This is a genomic window from Alteriqipengyuania sp. (genome assembly GCF_964222115.1).
Lineage (GTDB): Bacteria > Pseudomonadota > Alphaproteobacteria > Sphingomonadales > Sphingomonadaceae > Alteriqipengyuania.
The window spans coordinates 1-15,393 of sequence record NZ_CAXQBM010000050.1; the positions used below are offsets into that span (position 1 = coordinate 1).

Genomic DNA, 15,393 nt, shown 5'->3' on the forward strand with positions numbered 1-15,393 from the left:
CTGACGGACACCGGCTTGGAAATCGAAGAAGGGTGCGATGGCGCGGCTCCAGAGCGCCTGGACCTCGGCGCCCTCGACGGGCTCACCGAAGCTGCCTTCACCCTCGGATTTGAACCAGAACTTGTCGATATCACCGCCATAATATCCCTGGATATCCCAAAGATATCCATCAGCTCCTTCGCGTGCGCGATACTCAAGGCGGTCGCCCTGAAACCAGAAGCGCATCCCGCCGTCGGTCTCACGGACAAGTTCGCGCCGCGCTTCGTTCATGGCTTCCTCGCCCCAGATCGCAACCGCCGCGCGCGCGGGACCGCTCCCAGCTTCGGGAGGAGGCGGCAGCAGCGGGATATCGTCGTTCGAGCCCATCTGCATCGCCGACTGGTCCATGCCCTGCATGTCCTGCGATCCCATCTGCCCATGGTTCATCTGGCTGTGATCCATCTGCCCATGGTCCATCGACGAGCTGCTGGCTTCCGCCTGCCCCATGTCGCCGCGGTTCATTTGCGAATGATCCATCGCGCCTTCGTCAGGCCTGCCCTGCGGCATCGAACCATGATCCATCGTCGAATGGTCCATCGCAACTTCAGGCTGGGCAGCGGGGCCGCAAGCCCCCTCTGCTACCGGATGCCCCATCGCGCGATGGCGCTCGGCTGCCGCCTCGCACTTTGTTTTGGCGTCAGCCTGCGCCTCGGCGCTCTGCTGCGGTTCCACTGGCGAGTGACCCGCATGCTGCGCCGCGGCGGGGGAGGCGAGAACCGAACCCGCGGCGGCCGAGGCAAGCAGGCTGATGATAGATATCTTCATGCGCCCTCTCCGGCAGGATTGGCAACCGTGACGATCTGAAACATCCCGGCATGCATGTGATAGAGAAGGTGGCAGTGGAAGGCCCAGTCGCCCGGCTCGTCCGCCGTCAGGTCGAACTGCGCGCTGCCACCCGGTTGCAGGATAACCGTGTGCTTCAGTGGTTGACGGTTTGGAGGTGCACCGTTGACCAGCTCGAAGAAGTGTCCGTGCAGATGGATCGGGTGTGCCATCATCGTGTCATTGATCAGCTTTACCCGCACGCGTTCATTATAGGCAAAGCGGATCGGCTCCTCGGAGACGGCGGAGAATTTCTTGCCGTCGAACGACCACATGTAGCGTTCCATGTTCCCGGTAAGATGGATTTCCATCCGGCGCGAAGGGCTTCGCGAGTCCTTGTTTGGTGTCAGCGCGCGCAGCTTGCGATAGTCGAGGGTACGGTGCGGGACATCGGCAAGGCCAATCCCGGGATCGCCCATCCGGTCGACCGGGTTCATCGACACCATGTCGATGCCCGGTCCGACCTTCACATCGGGAGGCAATAGCGAGGTATCGCGCATCTGCATGCCTCCCGCCATGCCAGCCATTCCGGTCATCTCCGCCGAACCGCCATCCATACCGGACATCCCGTCCGCGCCAGCCGCTCCGCTCGATCCGTGATCCATTCCGGCCATCCCGCCAGCGCCATGGTCCATGCCGGCCATACCAGCATCGCCGCCGGAGCCATGGTCCATACCGCTCATGCCCATATCGGCCATAGTGAGCAGCGGGGGATCGCGCAGCGGCGGGATGGCCGCACGCGCGCCGGGCGTGCTCGCCAGCGTTGCGATGCCCATACCTGACCGATCCATCGACTCCGCCATCAGCGTGTAAGCCTGCTGCTCACCCGGCGTCACCACGACGTCGTAGGTTTCCGCGACGCCGATCTGGAACTCGTCCACTTCGACCGGCTCGACGTCCTGCCCGTCGGCTTGAACCACGGTCATCGGCAGGCCGGGAATGCGAATATTGAAAAATGTCATGGCGCCGGCATTGATGAACCGAAGCCGCACACGCTCGCCCGGACGGAAAAGATATTCCAGATTGTCGAGCGGTCCATGACCGTTCAGCAGATATGTATAAGTTGCGCTCGACACATCGAGGATGTCGGTTGGCATCATGCGCATTCTGGCCCACATCCGGCGATCCTCGCCCGAGAGCGGATAGTCGTCGGTCCAGGTATTCTGGTTGTAGTTGAAGTAGCCTTCGCCCTTCTTGAGCTTGTCGAATATCGTGTGGGGCGACATTTCGCTGAACTCGCTCAGCACCACGATATATTCGCGGTCGGCCTGCACCGGATCGGGACCTGCGGGATCGACCACGATCGGACCATAATGACCGGCCTGTTCCTGCAGCCCGCTATGCGAATGCCACCAATAGGTGCCTGCCTGCCGCACGGGAAATTCCGCTGTGAAGGTCTCGCCCGGCTTCACGCCGGGAAAACTTACGCCCGGCACGCCATCGAGCTGGAACGGCACGAGCAGGCCATGCCAGTGGATCGAGGTGTCTTCCTCAAGCTGGTTATGGACGTTGAGGCGGACGGTGGTCCCTTCGCGCAGGCGAAGGAGTGGCCCAGGGATGCTGCCATTGACGGCAATCGCGCCGCCACGCCTGTTGCCGGTGGAGAAAGCCGAGCGCGCAACCGTCAGATCGATATTCGGTCCGGTCGCCTCATCGATACCTCGCCGGGCGGCCCCGGAGAGCAGATCTCCGCCTCGCGCCCAAGCGGGAACGGCACCGCCCAGGCCAAGCAGGCCCAGCCCGCTGGCACTTGTTCCAAGAAATTTTCGGCGATTGACGGCAGGCATAGGGGGCTCCTGAGAAGGCATATACCGTCACTTACGCGGCCACCTGCGCTACCCCTCAAAGTTTTCGAACCGCTCCTTCAGCCGGTTGCGCGCACGATAGATGCGCGTCTCGACAGCTTTCTCCGTGGTGCCGAGCAGCTCGGCAGCCTCGGCCTGGCTGTATCCCTCGACAGTGACCAGCACGAGCGCCTCTTGCAGCCGCACCGGCAAGCGCCCGATTTCGGCCTGGACCAGCCGCAGCTGTTCGCGGGCTCCGGCAACATTTTCGGGATTGGGGGCATCGTCGGCAACGGCGTCGGCTTCCCGCCCGTCCGGCAAACTAAGGAAGCCCGCAACTTTCCTCCGGCGGAGCCTGTCGCGGCACCGGTTGAGAACGATTGTCGTCAAATAAGGACCGATGGGCTTGCTCGGATCGAGGCGATGCCGTGTCAGCCAGACCGAAGCGAGACTGTCCTGGACGACATCTTGGGCCCGCGAGGGTGAACCCAGCATACGCGTGGCGAGCGCAATCAACCTAGCGATCTCATGCTCGACCAGAGCTGTGAACGCCCGCTTGTCACCGGCTATCGCCCGCCCGATCAGAGCTTCGTTCGAAGTGTCATCCACCACTGCCAAGGCTGATCAGTCACGCGGATCGCGCGTGAGGGCCGCGGACACTTTCCGGTCGAACTGAAGCTGCTGATCGGGATCGAGAATTTCCCGCATGTCGAAGACGTGGCGCACGGTCGCTTTTTGCAAATCGCCCATGCGCGCATGCACCTCGTCGATCGCGGCACTGACTTCGGGCCCGTATTCGTGCTCGGTTTCCATTGCCTGGGCGAGCTGGGCGTTGGCTGCGCGCGCAGAGGCTTCGAGCCTTGCCTGTTCTACCGCGAAACGCGCTTCGAGCGCGTCGAGCCGCTGCTCCTGATCAGCCGTGAGCGAGAGTTCATCGTGCACGAACTGGTGCAGGCTACCCTCGGCATCGTTGTTGGACCAGCGATCGGCGGCAAGCGCTCCGAGGCATCCGGCGAGCGCCGCCAGCAGGACCGCGAGGACAAGGTGAAACTTCTTCAACGCCTATGACCCCACATGAAGCAAAGCAGCGGGCGACAGGGATTCTCCGCCAACGAGGCTCTCGCCAACAATTTCTGTAGGAGCGCCATATTCGGACGGCCATCCGCTGGTCCCTGCGCCTGCCGCCAGGCCGACGACAAACAGACCGGCGAACAAGGCCATTCTGCGTCGCTGATCGGCAATTTCGCCAAGCTGTCCTGCGCGCTGCCAGACGCCGTTCATGAAGTCGGGCGGCACGTCGCCAGCCTCCTGCGACGCGCCGAGCATCGCATCGAGTGTCTGATTATCACGCATCCCTTGCTCCTGTCGGTTGCACGGTTCCTATACGCGACACTTCGCGCAAACCCTCAAGATAATTTGAGGGCAAGAAGCAATTGATGCGTAAAGGCATTGAGTCAAAAGCACGCGTCGTTTGTCGGCGCAGAATTTGCGCGGACACATTCTGGCAAAGTCATTCTGCTCGGCGCGGCCTCAGGAAAGGCAAATGTAAATGAGTTTCATCAATCCATCAAAACCGTTCAGTCGTTCGCTGGCGGCTTCGCTCCTCCTCGCCCTTGCAGCCTGCTCGAATGCGGCCCAGGCCGCGACATACACGATGTACCGCGACGCAGGGTGCGGGTGCTGTCTTAACTGGGCCGGTCACGTAGAACACGGGCTCGAAGCGGAGGTCGCCTCGGTCGACTCCGACGACATGGCTGCACTAAAGACAGCCAGGGGTGTACCGCAGGATCTGTGGTCGTGCCACACGATGGAAGTCGATGGCTATATCATCGAAGGCCACGTGCCGGCCGATGCCGTCGCGAAGCTATTACGCGAACGCCCCGAAGGAGTGGCAGGCCTGGCCGTGCCCGGAATGCCGCTTGGCTCGCCCGGGATGGAACTCGGGGACCAGGTGCAGCCCTATGATGTCATCGCCTTCGGCCCAGGCGGGCGGAGCGTGTTCGCATCCTACCCGTGAATATGGGCAGCCCTTTTTGCGCCAACTCTGACGGAGGACCATCATGTCGGACTATTCGGTCAAAACCTCAATTTTCATATGGGGCTGGACACTCAGCCTCTTCCTGCTTTTCAGCTACCTGATCTGCATCGGTTTCGGCCTGCTCGCGCCCGAACAGGCGCACATGCACGAAGCGTGGGCGCCGCTGCTTCCCGGTTTCGAGTGGCTGACCCTCTCGGGCTTTCTGGCAGGCGCTCTTGGAAGTTTTTTGTATGGTTGGTATATTGCTTTAATCGCGGTGCCGCTTTTCCGATATTTTCAGAAGCGTTTCAGTCGATAGACAGAGCTTGTCGCGGTAACTTGGTCCAAGAGGGGCAAGGCCTCGTCTGGCTCATTTCGATCGCATATTATTACTGGAGCTAGAGCCATTCCCAGAACTCCGTCCCAAGGAGAGAGGCGATCCCTGTTAGTTCACGTCGCCATCGGCGCTGTTCTGGGTGTAGTGATTCTTCACCCGCTCACGACGCTCGTCTTTTGGTACGAGTTTGGTGCCTTGGCCTTTGCCGACCAAGACAGCGCACTCAGCTTCATAATCGACCGGACTCTCTCCGCGTTTGCGTTCGAAATGTTTGCAATGAGCTTGATATATGCCGCGATCGGCGGCGCGATCGGACTGGGTTTTGGAGTGTATCATGTTCGGCTCGTGCACGAGCGGTCCAGAGTTCGCTTTCTGGAACGCGAACTCAATGAAGAACTTCCATTACTAATAGCTCGCGGCGAAAGCGAGCAGCTGGAATTCAAATCTTCCTTCCGTTGGGACAGGCGTCAGGAGAAAGTCAACCGCAGCTTGCAGCAAGTCATCGTCAAAACCCTGGCGGGGTTCCTCAACCAAGAGGGCGGCACTCTCCTTATCGGTGTCGAAGATGATGGCAGCATCGCGGGCATCGAGGCGGACATGCAAACGCTTAAGCCCGCCAACCAGGATGGCTTCGAACGTTTATTGATGGACACAGCAAAAGAGGGTCTTGGAGGACACGCGTGTGCTCTGATCCATTGTAGGTTCCACAAACTCGAGGAAAAGATCGTTTGCCGAGTTATTGTGGAGAAGAGCTTGGAGCCGATCTATTTTTCCGAAGGGAGCGTGGCCCGGTTCATGCTGCGAGCAGGCAATAGCACGCGTGAGCTCGATGTGCGCGAAGCTCAGGCTTATCTCCAGCATCGCGGGAAAGTGAGCATCTAACCGCTGGTCTGTGGGACAGCACGCGTGTTCGGAGCGCTTTGTCGATCGGCTCAGTTCCTGCAAATTTATGATGCGGTTGGGGCTTCGCCCCGCCACATACTCAAAAATATTGAGGGATGAGCCCCGACCGAACGTACTGTCCGGCATGATCTTTCTTGAACGGGAGACCATCGACAGGGGAAAGTCTTGCAAGACCATGAGCACGAGAATCAAAGCGAAACAGCTGGCTCGATAACCCTGCTGGGCGGCGTGGCGATGGGAACCGGCGTCATGATCGGTGCCGGCATATTCGCGCTGACCGGGCAGATCGCCGAGCTTGCCGGTCCGCTCTTCCCCTTATCCTTCATCGCTGGCGCGCTGGTAACCTCGCTGGCGGCGTACAGCTATATCAAGATGTCGAACAAATGGCCGTCTTCGGGCGGCATCGCGATGATCTTGCAGAAAGCATACGGACCCGGCGTGATCGCCGCCTCTGCCTCGCTCCTAATGGCGCTGTCGATGGTGATTAACGAGAGCCTCGTGGCCCGCACCTTTGCCACTTACGCGCTGCGCCCGTTCGGCCTCGAAAGCAGCGGGTGGCTCGTTTCTCTCGCAGCGCTTGCCGTCATCATTTTCGCCTATCTCGTCAATGCAGCGGGCAACAGGTCGGTAAGCGGCTTCTCGCTTATCATGTCCGCCATCAAGATCGGCGGCATCGCGCTGTTCGCAGTCGCCGCGATCTTGGCCAGCGGTTTTTCATCAGGCGCATTTTCGCAGCCCGTCTCGCTGACCAATGCAGAAGCCCTGCTCGCCTCGGTTGCTTTCTCGATCCTCGCCTTCAAGGGCTTCACCACGATTACCAATAGCGGCGGCGAAATCGTCGACCCGCACAAGAATGTCGGCCGGACGATCATGATCTCGATCGCGGTCTGTATCGTGATCTATCTGCTTGTCGCAGTGGCGGTGGGTTCGAGCCTGAGCATATCCGAGATCGTCGAGGCGCGCGATTATTCGCTCGCAGCAGCGGCGCGTCCGGCGCTGGGAGAACTGGGCTTCTATTTCACCGTCGCGATCGCGATCGCCGCAACGACTTCGGGCGTGATCGCGAGCGTATTTGCCGTGTCGCGCATGCTTGCGATGCTGACCGACATGAAGATGATCCCGCACAGCCATTTCGGCATGAGCGGCGGGATACGCAGCCACATGCTGGTCTATACGGTGGTCATTGCCGGGACGCTTGCCGTCCTGTTCGATCTGTCGCGGATCGCCTCGCTGGGCGCCTTCTTCTACCTCGTCATGGATATGCTGGTGCACTGGGGCGTCCTGCGTCACCTGCGCAAGGAAGTCGGCGCGCGAGCATCAATACTTCTTACAGCACTCGCGGCAGATGGCGTGGTCCTCGCAGCCTTTACCGCGGCCAAATTGCGCAGCGATCCTGCCGTTGTCGCCTATGCGGCGATCGGCATCGTCGCGGTGTTCGTGGGGGAATGGATCTACCTCTCGCGCAATTCCGAAGCGCCCGCTTCTCACAAAGATGATCGGTCAGGAGAGAAGAGTTGATGGCACCTTCTTCAACCAGCTTTGCCGCTTTTACGCCGGGCTTTTTCGAAACTGTTTCCCGAAAACCTGAGTTGACGAAGCGAAACGTCAAGAAAAACAGATGGAGCGATTCATGACGACCCGAACAGCGGCGGTCTACCGCATGGTGATGGAGGACCATGTCTGTCCCTATGGCATCAAGACGGTCGATCTTGTCAAGCGGCAAGGCTTCGAGGTCGACGATCATCACCTGACCAGCAGGGAGGAAACCGATGCGTTCAAGGACAAGTACGACGTCGAGACCACCCCGCAGACCTTTATCGAAGGCAAGCGCATTGGCGGCTATGACGATGTCCGCGAATTCTTCGGCAAGAGCCGCTCGCAGCCTGAGGAAGGCGAAACCAGCTATCAGCCGGTCATTGCGATTTTCGCGGTCGCGCTGCTGCTCGCGCTAGGGCTGAGCTGGGCGTTTTTTGACGACCTCTTCACTGTCCGGGCCGCAGAATGGTTCGTGAGCCTGTCGATGACCCTGCTCGCCGTTCAGAAGCTTCAGGACGTGCGCAGTTTCTCGACGATGTTCCTCAACTACGACCTGCTCGCACGGCGCTGGGTGCCCTATGGCTTCGTCTACCCGTTCGGCGAAGCCGCTGCCGGCATTCTCATGACCGCGGGCGCGCTGACCTGGCTCTCGGCCCCGCTGGCATTGTTCATCGGCACAGTCGGCGCTGTCAGCGTCTTCAAGGCTGTCTACATCGACAAGCGCGAGCTTAAATGCGCCTGCGTGGGCGGCAGCAGCAATGTGCCGCTCGGCTTTGTCTCGCTGACCGAAAATCTGTTCATGATCGGAATGGGTCTGTGGATGGGCGCGAAGCTTCTCGCATGATCACCGCGCTCCTTCTCTCCGTCTTTCTGTTCCTCTCGGCTGTCGCTTCGCACCTTGCCATTCTGGGTGTCGGTCACCGGCTTCTCGACCGGCGCCGCGATACGCAGGCAAAGCTTGCCGTTTCGCTGATCGTGCTCGCGTCGCATTTCCTCGTGGCGATCCTTTTTGCCGCAGGTTTCTGGCTGGGCGCGCAATGGGGCCTGGGAGGTTTCGACAAGGCGCCTTCCATGGACTGGATGGACTACTTCTATTTCTCGCTCATCAATGTGACCACACTGGGCCTGGGCGACATTTATCCGACCGAGCACCTGAGAGTCCTGGCCGGCGTCGAGGCCCTCACCGGCTTCGCTCTCATCAGCTGCTCGGCGCAGCTATTCTGGACCATGATGCACAAAGGAGAAGAAGCATGACTGAAAAGACGACCCACTCGGACAAGGGAGGGGGCGGCAGCTACTGGCGATTCATGGCCATGGTGTCGACCTCGACCGTGATCATGTTCTTCCTGATGTATGCCAACACCTTTACCGTCGATGATCTTTTCTGGAGCGAAACGCGCTTCTGGATGATGTTTGTCATGGGCGCGATGATGATGGTTGTCATGCTGCTCTTCATGTGGGGCATGTACAAGGACCGGACCAAGAACTTCATTATTCTGGGCGTCGGCGCCTTCGTGTTCGCCCTCGCGCTGTGGCTGGTGCGCAGCCAGACCACCGTCGACGATACCGAATATATGGCAGCGATGATCCCGCACCACTCGATCGCGATCATGACCAGCGAACGCGCGAGCCTGAAGGATCCTCGCGTGCGCGAACTCGCTCAGGCCATCATCGTCGCCCAGCGCCGCGAAATCGCCGAGATGAAATATCTCATCGACGATATCGAGCAGAACGGTCCTCGGACCGAAGAACGCCTGCCCGAGGAGATGCAGCCATGAACAAGATAGCTTTCACGGCGCTCATCGCGCTACCGCTTGCCGCCTGCAATTCGAACACCGCTCCGGGCAACGACCGCGAAGCCCAGCTCGACCCGCCTGCCACTGCCGCGCCGATCGAGGATGCGGCCAGTGCACTGGCAAATGTTGACTCAGGCCTGATGCTTCCCGGGACCATGAATGACGCGGATCTTGCTGCTCTGGGCGCAGGACAGGCCTGCCAGTTCCGCCTGACCGAAGTGGCCTTTCCCTCATTTGTCTATGACGGCGACGGGGGCGGAGCAATCAAGATCAATGGCAAATTGATCCCCGTCACTGCCGATGGCCCCGGCAGCTATTCGAACGGTGAGCTTCGGATCAGAACCCGCATGCTGGATGATGAAGGCGATGCGAGCCTGCAGATGCAGGAGATGATCGTGGCAGCGCCAAGAGCCAAGGATGAGTTTGGCTTTTGGGGCTATACCACCTGTCCAGCCGAGGGAGCCTGATACTGGCAGGGCGCATGGGCGGGCCGTCGGTTACCCCATGCGCCCGCGCCTCCGCCCTTCGTCGCCCTCACCAGTTTTAACAGGAACAAGCAGATGACCGATACGAGGCCCATCGCTGTCTTCGGCGCAGGCGGGAAGACCGGCACCGAGCTACTGAGGCATGCCCTTGCCCGGGACATACCGATCCGCGCCTTCGAACACACGGTGCCCGGACCAGACGAGCGGGTGGGCGACTTCGAATATATCGAATGCGATGTGCTGTCGGACGATTTCGCTGGCGATCTCGATGGCTGCCGCGCGGTTATCTCGACCCTCGGTGTCGCTTTTGGTCCGGGCAATGCGATCGATCCACCGCCGCTTTATACCGATGGCACGCGCAACCTGCTCGGGGCGATGGCACAGACGAAGATCGACCGCATTGCCGTGATCTCCGCTGCCTTTGTCGAACATCAGTCGAGCGTCCCGGCCTGGTTTGAGCTCACCGCCAAGCCTGCATTGTTCAATATACTCGAGCAGATGCGCGCCATGGAAGCGATGCTCAGCGACGCCCAAGGTATCAAATGGACGGCCGCACGGCCGGGCTGGCTGCTGGATGAGCCTTACACCGGCGATGCCGTCATTACGGACGAACGCTTGGCAGAAGGCTGTTTCCGCTGCCGTCATGCTGATCTAGCGGCGAGCCTGCTTGAATTCGTGTGCGAAGATACCTGGATCAACGCAAAGCCTGCCATCGGCAGGCCCGAAGCCGAACGTTTCGAAAGTCCTGCCGCCATCAAGGCCGAACTCGGGATCGATTAAACGTCGTAACATTTTTCAATCTGTAACGAGCCCGAACGTTACAGACTTTGAGCAACAGACAAGGAAGTCGCATGTTTCTGGAGAAAATCAAAACCCCCGGTCTCTCACACCTTTCCTACATCATCGGCTCGGGCGGAAAGGCAGCGGTCATCGATCCGCGCCGGGACTGCGAGGTCTATGTCGAAAAGGCCCGGGCCGAAGGGCTGGAGATAACGCATATCTTCGAAACCCATCGCAATGAGGATCTGCTCAGCGGCTCGCCGATCTTGGCCAATTTGACAGGAGCCACGGTCTATCACGGGCCCAACGCGGCAGGCGAAGTCATCTTTGCCAGGACCGCGCGCGAAGGCGATTGTTTCGAGCTGGGTCAATTGAAGATCGAAGTGCTTGAAACACCTGGACACACCGACGATCATCTCGCTTTCGTCATCCATGACAGCGAATATTCCGAGGGGCCGGTCGGCGTCTTTACCGGCGATGCCCTGTTCGTCGGCGATGTCGGGCGCACCGATTTCTATCCCGAGCGCAAGGAAGAAGTCGCGGGCCTTCTATTCGACTCCCTGCAGAAACTTTGCGGCCTCGGCGATCAGGCGATTATCTACCCGGCGCATGGTGCGGGCTCGGTCTGCGGGTCGGGAATGGCGGACCGGGAATTCTCGACAATCGGCCACGAGCGGCGCAACAACCCGCGCCTGCGCATCTCCGACCGCGACGAGTTCATCGAGGCGAAGGTAGCAGAGCACCACTACCAGCCGCCCTATTTCCGGCTGATGGAGCGGCTCAACCTTGCAGGGTCCGATGCCGCGCCGCGCGTCATGCGGCCAAGGCGTCTGGGGCTGGAAGACCTTAGCGAGAGCGGCGCCGATCACCTGGTCGATGTGCGCGAGCCGCTCGCCTACGCTGCCGGCCATCTGCCGGGTGCCATGTGCCTTCCGGTTGGAATGATACCGGCCTTTGCCGGATGGTTCCTCGGTGAAGGCGACAGGATCGCCCTCATTGCTTCCGAGGAAGGCCAGCTAGCCCAGGCCATGGCCCATCTGGTGCGCATCGGTCTCGATAATGTTGTGGGCGGCTATGTCGGCGTGGTTCCAGCCGCCGCACAGGGCAAAGCGATGCGCAGCATTCCCATGATTGGCACCGAGGAAGTCGCGCGCAGGCTCGATCAAGACAGCGGCGAGTGGACCTTGCTCGACGTGCGCGACGCGGACGAACGGCAAGAAGCAAGCATCGACGGCTCAGGACATATCTATGTCGGTGAGCTCAACACGCGGTGGGAAGAGCTCGACCGCGACCGCCACTACACGCTGATGTGCGCGAGCGGCATGCGGGCGAGCGTTGCGGCGGGTTGGCTGGCCAGCAAGGGTTTCGAGCACCTCGATATCTATCTGGGCTCTATGGGGGCGTGGACAAACGCCTCCGGCTGAAGCGCCAAAATCTTGAAAAGCAAGCCAAAATCTTTTGCGAGATTTTGCTCGTATGTGGTAGGTGAGCTTGCTCTTCGCTCAACGAGCAGCGCGACCGGGCGCTTTATCCATCGAGTGACTTCCTGGTCCTCGAACGAAGACGAATGCCAGCGCCCCCAGGATAGCGATATTTTTGAGCAAAGGACCTGTGTGACCTGGGGCGATATGGATCGCAAGAGTTATCGGAACGAGGGTAAGAAATAACGCGGTGCATGAGAGCCGGGTCATCCACCCCAAGGCCAGTGATGTTCCTGCACCGATGAAAACCAAGCCAGACAGCCACAAAAGAATGGACGCATCTCCAATTAGAGCAACGTGATCTTTCCATGGCGACAATGCCATCCGGCCCAGCATATATTCATGCGCAAGAAAATGCCCCAATCCGCCTATGATGAATATGAGGCTCAAACAGAGGCGGAAGACCGGATCGATCAATCGCACTTTTGCGGCCCATGTCGCTAGGCTGTTTTCCATATTCCGGATCATAGAGTTCTTTCCCCCTCAGGTTGATACGTCGATGGCAGACTTATTGGGTGCGCGGACCAGTTTCTTCGGGAGGCGTCTGTGGTTCACCCAAAACGTTGACCGGCAGTTTCAGATAGATCGTACCGTTTCCTTCTGCGCGAGGCATATTCCCTCCGCGAATGTTGACCTGGATTGATGGCAGGATGAGGCGCGGCATACCCAGCTGGTTGTCGCGCTCCTCACGCATGGCTACAAATGCATTCTCGTCGACCCCGGCATGGATATGAATGTTGCTGTGCTTTTGTTCTTTCACCGTCGTTTCCCATTGGTGCTGCGAGCGGCCCTCCGGCAGGTAGTCGTGGCACATAAACAGCCGCGTCTCCTCCGGTAGCTCGAAAATCCGGCGAATAGAGCGATAGAGCGTGCGTGCATCGCCGCCGGGAAAATCGGCCCGCGCCGTGCCGTAATCGGGCATGAACAGCGTATCGCCGACAAAGGCGGCGTCTCCGATAACATAGGTCATGCACGCGGGCGTATGTCCCGGCGTATGGAGTGCCTGGGCCGATATGGCGCCTAGGTCAAAGCTGTCATTATCGGCAAACAAATGGTCGAACTGGCGTCCATCGCGTGGCAGGTCCACTCCGGCATTGAATATCGGCCCGAAGGTGTTCTGCGTGACGGTGATCTCGCTACCAATAGCAAGTTTGCCGCCTAGTGCGCGGCGGATGTAGGGTGCGGCGGAAAGGTGATCGGCATGGACATGGGTTTCCAGGATCCACTCGCACTTGAAATCCATTTGCCGGACGAATTCGATCACTTTATCGGCGGACTTAGTCGCCGTTCGCGCCGCTGCGGCATCGAAATCGAGCACCGGATCGATCACCGCGCACGCCTTGGTTGCAGGATCGGACACGACATAGGTCACGGTGTTCGTGTTCGTGTCGAAAAATGCCTCTGTGTCGGGTTTCATCGAATAGTCTTTTCGTATGCTGGTTGAGAGCGGTTCTGCGTAGGTCAGTCCTGCGCCCGGTCGACGTAATTACGGACGAAGTTTTCCAGCGCCGGTTCGTCGCACACGAAGCCCATATCCGCCGCCTTCTGTAGGGTCGCATCGCCGCTCATTCCCTGCTGCGACGCCAGATGCATTATTGTGAAGGCTCCTGCGCGCTTGCCCGAGGCGCAATGGACCAGCACCGGCTTCGGAAGCGCTTCGACACTGGCCCTGAACTCATCGACGAGCTCGTCCGATATGGTGCCGCCCGCCACCGGCAAGTGACAATATTCAAGGCCGAGCGATGCCACCACTTCACCTTCGCGGTCCGGGGCGAGAGGCTGATCCGCCTCATCCTGGCAGCGCAGGTTGACGACCGCCTTGTAACCATCCTCCGCCAATGCGCGCAGGTCGCCCTCGGAAGGCGGAGCGGTCGAGACGGCGAATCTGCCATTGAGGATCTTGATTTGGGTCATAAGGCATCATCCTGGTTCAGGTTCAAAGGTCCGGGTCCGCGATTGCGCGGCAGCAGATTACGATTGACTTTATATTCATACCTTCGCATATATGCAAGTATGAAAGCCGAAGATATTCGCGATCAAGCCGAAAAGGCGGTGGCATTGCTCAAGGCGCTGGGCAGCCACAACCGCCTGATGATCGCCTGCCAATTGGTTGAAGGCGAGCGCAGCGTGGGCGAGCTGGCCGAACTGCTGGAACTTCGGGAAACCGTGGTTTCGCAGCATCTGGCGCTTATGCGGAAGGATGGCCTGGTCGCAGCGCGGCGCGATGGCCGCACGATCCATTATTCGCTTTGCGGCGATGCGCCGCGCCGGGTGCTGGAAACGCTCTACGCCATCTATTGCAGCTCCGCCGACGATACGACCGGTCCAGCAGACGGCCATTGAACAGGCTTTCAGTTATGTTGGACAATCCCGGATGATGGATATCGGCGTCATCGTGGCGCTCCTATCGCTTACCTCGGGCCTCCTCGTGGGCTTTTCGCTTGGACTACTCGGCGGTGGGGGATCGATCCTCGCAGTGCCGTTGCTTGTGTATGTCGTCGGTGTTCACGACACCCATGTCGCTATCGCCACGTCCGCTGCTGCGGTGGCGGCCAGCGCCTTGGCAAACTTATTGTTCCATGCGCGAGGCGGCAATGTGAAGTGGCGCTGCGCAGGCCTATTCGCAGCATTCGGCGTTGTCGGAGCTGCCGCCGGATCAAGCCTGGGAAAAATTACATCGGGCGATCTGCTTTTGGGCCTGTTCGGTCTGGTGATGATTGTCGTCGGCCTCTCGATGCTGCGCGAGAAATCGGGCGGATCCGACCCGGATGTCCAGCTCACCCGAGCCACGGCGCTGCGCCTCACCCCGCGCCTCGCGTTCGGAGGATTGCTGGTAGGCGGACTGTCCGGTTTCTTCGGTATCGGCGGGGGCTTTCTGGTGGTGCCGGGTCTGGTTGCCGCGACGGCCATGCCGATTCTCAACGCGATCGGCTCCTCGCTGGTCTCTGTAGCCGCTTTCGGTACGACCACAGCCGCCAATTACGCCCTCGACGGACTCGTCGATTGGGAGATTGCCGCGTTTTTCATCGGCGGCGGCGGTATAGGCGGCTGGCTGGGTACTCGCGCATCGAACCTGTTGGCTAAGCGCAAACGAGCGCTGAACTTTATATTCGCGGCGGTCATCATCCTCGTTGGCATCTTCATAAGCGGCCAATGGGCGATAACAGCCATAACGTGATCGCTGCCTTTTCGAACCGAATTGTCCGAAGGATCAACACTGCTGTTCACCGGGCGAAGCTCAAGCCGCGCAGACGCAGGGCGTTGCCGATCACAGACACCGAAGACAAGCTCATCGCCGCTGCCGCGATCATCGGGCTGAGTAGCACTCCGAAGAATGGAAACAGTACGCCTGCTGCGACCGGAATGCCGAGCGTATTGTAAGCGAAGGCGAAAAACAGGTTCTGCCGGATGTT

General features: G+C 59.8%; 21 protein-coding genes. 12 read left to right on the top strand and 9 right to left on the bottom strand.

All coding sequences use genetic code 11. The features are described 5' to 3' along the window. The 5 genes from ACEQXE_RS07780 to ACEQXE_RS07800 form a co-directional block, all read right to left on the bottom strand. The coding region (locus ACEQXE_RS07780; protein ID WP_370178332.1) for a copper resistance protein B at positions 1-804 on the bottom strand (804 nt) is incomplete at its 3' end. Next, the gene (locus ACEQXE_RS07785) at positions 801-2,648 is read right to left on the bottom strand and encodes a copper resistance system multicopper oxidase (protein ID WP_370178333.1); all 1,848 of its coding nucleotides are present in this window, start codon (positions 2,646-2,648) and stop codon (positions 801-803) included. The genes ACEQXE_RS07780 and ACEQXE_RS07785, both read right to left, overlap by 4 nt. Positions 2,649-2,696: 48 nt before the next feature. Beyond that, positions 2,697-3,254 (bottom strand): RNA polymerase sigma factor, encoded by a 558-nt coding sequence (locus tag ACEQXE_RS07790; RefSeq protein ID WP_370178334.1) that lies wholly within the window; start codon positions 3,252-3,254, stop codon positions 2,697-2,699. Positions 3,255-3,269: 15 nt separating this feature from the next. Then, positions 3,270-3,704: a periplasmic heavy metal sensor gene (locus ACEQXE_RS07795; RefSeq protein ID WP_010412783.1), complete on the bottom strand. Its 435-nt coding sequence runs from the start codon at positions 3,702-3,704 to the stop codon at positions 3,270-3,272. Positions 3,705-3,707: 3 nt separating this feature from the next. Next, positions 3,708-3,998 carry a hypothetical protein gene (locus ACEQXE_RS07800; protein WP_370178335.1) on the bottom strand — a complete coding sequence of 97 codons (291 nt, stop codon included), beginning with the start codon at positions 3,996-3,998 and terminating at the stop codon, positions 3,708-3,710. Between the two features lie 196 nt (positions 3,999-4,194). Here ACEQXE_RS07800 and ACEQXE_RS07805 point away from each other — a divergent pair, with 196 nt between their 5' ends. From ACEQXE_RS07805 to ACEQXE_RS07850, 10 genes are all read left to right on the top strand, one after another. After that, the gene (locus ACEQXE_RS07805) at positions 4,195-4,662 is read left to right on the top strand and encodes a DUF411 domain-containing protein (RefSeq protein ID WP_033193265.1); all 468 of its coding nucleotides are present in this window, start codon (positions 4,195-4,197) and stop codon (positions 4,660-4,662) included. A 43-nt stretch (positions 4,663-4,705) separates the two neighbouring features. Then, the gene (locus ACEQXE_RS07810; RefSeq protein WP_010412775.1) at positions 4,706-4,981 is read left to right on the top strand and encodes a hypothetical protein; all 276 of its coding nucleotides are present in this window, start codon (positions 4,706-4,708) and stop codon (positions 4,979-4,981) included. Positions 4,982-5,143: 162 nt separating this feature from the next. Then, positions 5,144-5,881, top strand: a complete 738-nt coding sequence (locus tag ACEQXE_RS07815) for a helix-turn-helix domain-containing protein (RefSeq protein ID WP_010412772.1) — start codon at positions 5,144-5,146, stop codon at positions 5,879-5,881. 255 nt (positions 5,882-6,136) lie between these two features. Then, positions 6,137-7,420, top strand: a complete 1,284-nt coding sequence (locus ACEQXE_RS07820) for an APC family permease (RefSeq protein WP_010412769.1) — start codon at positions 6,137-6,139, stop codon at positions 7,418-7,420. Positions 7,421-7,532: 112 nt separating this feature from the next. Then, entirely contained in the window at positions 7,533-8,282 is a 750-nt protein-coding gene (locus ACEQXE_RS07825) for a glutaredoxin (protein WP_165327860.1), read from the top strand. Next, positions 8,279-8,692 carry a potassium channel family protein gene (locus ACEQXE_RS07830; RefSeq protein WP_370178336.1) on the top strand — a complete coding sequence of 138 codons (414 nt, stop codon included), beginning with the start codon at positions 8,279-8,281 and terminating at the stop codon, positions 8,690-8,692. Before ACEQXE_RS07825 ends, ACEQXE_RS07830 begins: the two co-directional genes overlap by 4 nt. Further along, positions 8,689-9,216: a DUF305 domain-containing protein gene (locus ACEQXE_RS07835; RefSeq protein WP_010412760.1), complete on the top strand. Its 528-nt coding sequence runs from the start codon at positions 8,689-8,691 to the stop codon at positions 9,214-9,216. Before ACEQXE_RS07830 ends, ACEQXE_RS07835 begins: the two co-directional genes overlap by 4 nt. Then, positions 9,213-9,701 (top strand): DUF6692 family protein, encoded by a 489-nt coding sequence (locus ACEQXE_RS07840; protein ID WP_010412757.1) that lies wholly within the window; start codon positions 9,213-9,215, stop codon positions 9,699-9,701. Before ACEQXE_RS07835 ends, ACEQXE_RS07840 begins: the two co-directional genes overlap by 4 nt. A gap of 93 nt (positions 9,702-9,794) precedes the next feature. After that, the gene (locus ACEQXE_RS07845) at positions 9,795-10,499 is read left to right on the top strand and encodes an NAD(P)-dependent oxidoreductase (RefSeq protein ID WP_010412754.1); all 705 of its coding nucleotides are present in this window, start codon (positions 9,795-9,797) and stop codon (positions 10,497-10,499) included. 71 nt (positions 10,500-10,570) lie between these two features. Beyond that, positions 10,571-11,923 carry a rhodanese-like domain-containing protein gene (locus ACEQXE_RS07850; protein ID WP_010412751.1) on the top strand — a complete coding sequence of 451 codons (1,353 nt, stop codon included), beginning with the start codon at positions 10,571-10,573 and terminating at the stop codon, positions 11,921-11,923. Between the two features lie 78 nt (positions 11,924-12,001). Here ACEQXE_RS07850 and ACEQXE_RS07855 read toward each other — a convergent pair whose 3' ends face one another. From ACEQXE_RS07855 to ACEQXE_RS07865, 3 genes are read right to left on the bottom strand one after another with little or no spacing between them, the layout of a single operon-like run. Then, on the bottom strand, positions 12,002-12,448 hold the full coding sequence (locus ACEQXE_RS07855) for a DoxX family protein (protein WP_081432281.1): 447 nt from the start codon (positions 12,446-12,448) through the stop codon (positions 12,002-12,004). A 40-nt stretch (positions 12,449-12,488) separates the two neighbouring features. Further along, positions 12,489-13,397 (bottom strand): MBL fold metallo-hydrolase, encoded by a 909-nt coding sequence (locus tag ACEQXE_RS07860; protein ID WP_370178337.1) that lies wholly within the window; start codon positions 13,395-13,397, stop codon positions 12,489-12,491. A gap of 44 nt (positions 13,398-13,441) precedes the next feature. Continuing rightward, entirely contained in the window at positions 13,442-13,894 is a 453-nt protein-coding gene (locus tag ACEQXE_RS07865; protein WP_010412743.1) for a beta-lactamase hydrolase domain-containing protein, read from the bottom strand. A gap of 99 nt (positions 13,895-13,993) precedes the next feature. On the opposite strand from ACEQXE_RS07865, the gene ACEQXE_RS07870 reads away from it, so the two are divergent. Both ACEQXE_RS07870 and ACEQXE_RS07875 read left to right on the top strand, forming a co-directional pair. Continuing rightward, the gene (locus tag ACEQXE_RS07870) at positions 13,994-14,323 is read left to right on the top strand and encodes a helix-turn-helix transcriptional regulator (RefSeq protein ID WP_010412740.1); all 330 of its coding nucleotides are present in this window, start codon (positions 13,994-13,996) and stop codon (positions 14,321-14,323) included. Positions 14,324-14,354: 31 nt separating this feature from the next. After that, positions 14,355-15,158: a sulfite exporter TauE/SafE family protein gene (locus ACEQXE_RS07875; RefSeq protein ID WP_010412736.1), complete on the top strand. Its 804-nt coding sequence runs from the start codon at positions 14,355-14,357 to the stop codon at positions 15,156-15,158. A 46-nt stretch (positions 15,159-15,204) separates the two neighbouring features. Here the strand turns inward: ACEQXE_RS07875 and ACEQXE_RS07880 are convergent. Next, a partial coding sequence (locus ACEQXE_RS07880) for a hypothetical protein (RefSeq protein ID WP_370178338.1) occupies positions 15,205-15,393 on the bottom strand: 189 nt, incomplete at its 5' end.

Bases quoted from the DNA above. Each gene is read 5' to 3' on its own strand.
- ACEQXE_RS07825 (WP_165327860.1), top strand. From the start codon at position 7,533: ATGACGACCCGAACAGCGGCGGTCTACCGCATGGTGATGGAGGACCAT.
- ACEQXE_RS07835 (WP_010412760.1), top strand. From the start codon at position 8,689: ATGACTGAAAAGACGACCCACTCGGACAAGGGAGGGGGCGGCAGCTAC.
- ACEQXE_RS07875 (WP_010412736.1), top strand. From the start codon at position 14,355: ATGATGGATATCGGCGTCATCGTGGCGCTCCTATCGCTTACCTCGGGC.
- ACEQXE_RS07850 (WP_010412751.1), top strand. From the start codon at position 10,571: ATGTTTCTGGAGAAAATCAAAACCCCCGGTCTCTCACACCTTTCCTAC.
- ACEQXE_RS07855 (WP_081432281.1), bottom strand. From the start codon at position 12,448: ATGATCCGGAATATGGAAAACAGCCTAGCGACATGGGCCGCAAAAGTG.
- ACEQXE_RS07840 (WP_010412757.1), top strand. From the start codon at position 9,213: ATGAACAAGATAGCTTTCACGGCGCTCATCGCGCTACCGCTTGCCGCC.
- ACEQXE_RS07830 (WP_370178336.1), top strand. From the start codon at position 8,279: ATGATCACCGCGCTCCTTCTCTCCGTCTTTCTGTTCCTCTCGGCTGTC.
- ACEQXE_RS07860 (WP_370178337.1), bottom strand. From the start codon at position 13,397: ATGAAACCCGACACAGAGGCATTTTTCGACACGAACACGAACACCGTG.
- ACEQXE_RS07865 (WP_010412743.1), bottom strand. From the start codon at position 13,894: ATGACCCAAATCAAGATCCTCAATGGCAGATTCGCCGTCTCGACCGCT.
- ACEQXE_RS07820 (WP_010412769.1), top strand. From the start codon at position 6,137: ATGGGAACCGGCGTCATGATCGGTGCCGGCATATTCGCGCTGACCGGG.
- ACEQXE_RS07845 (WP_010412754.1), top strand. From the start codon at position 9,795: ATGACCGATACGAGGCCCATCGCTGTCTTCGGCGCAGGCGGGAAGACC.
- ACEQXE_RS07800 (WP_370178335.1), bottom strand. From the start codon at position 3,998: ATGCGTGATAATCAGACACTCGATGCGATGCTCGGCGCGTCGCAGGAG.
- ACEQXE_RS07870 (WP_010412740.1), top strand. From the start codon at position 13,994: ATGAAAGCCGAAGATATTCGCGATCAAGCCGAAAAGGCGGTGGCATTG.
- ACEQXE_RS07810 (WP_010412775.1), top strand. From the start codon at position 4,706: ATGTCGGACTATTCGGTCAAAACCTCAATTTTCATATGGGGCTGGACA.
- ACEQXE_RS07785 (WP_370178333.1), bottom strand. From the start codon at position 2,648: ATGCCTGCCGTCAATCGCCGAAAATTTCTTGGAACAAGTGCCAGCGGG.
- ACEQXE_RS07805 (WP_033193265.1), top strand. From the start codon at position 4,195: ATGAGTTTCATCAATCCATCAAAACCGTTCAGTCGTTCGCTGGCGGCT.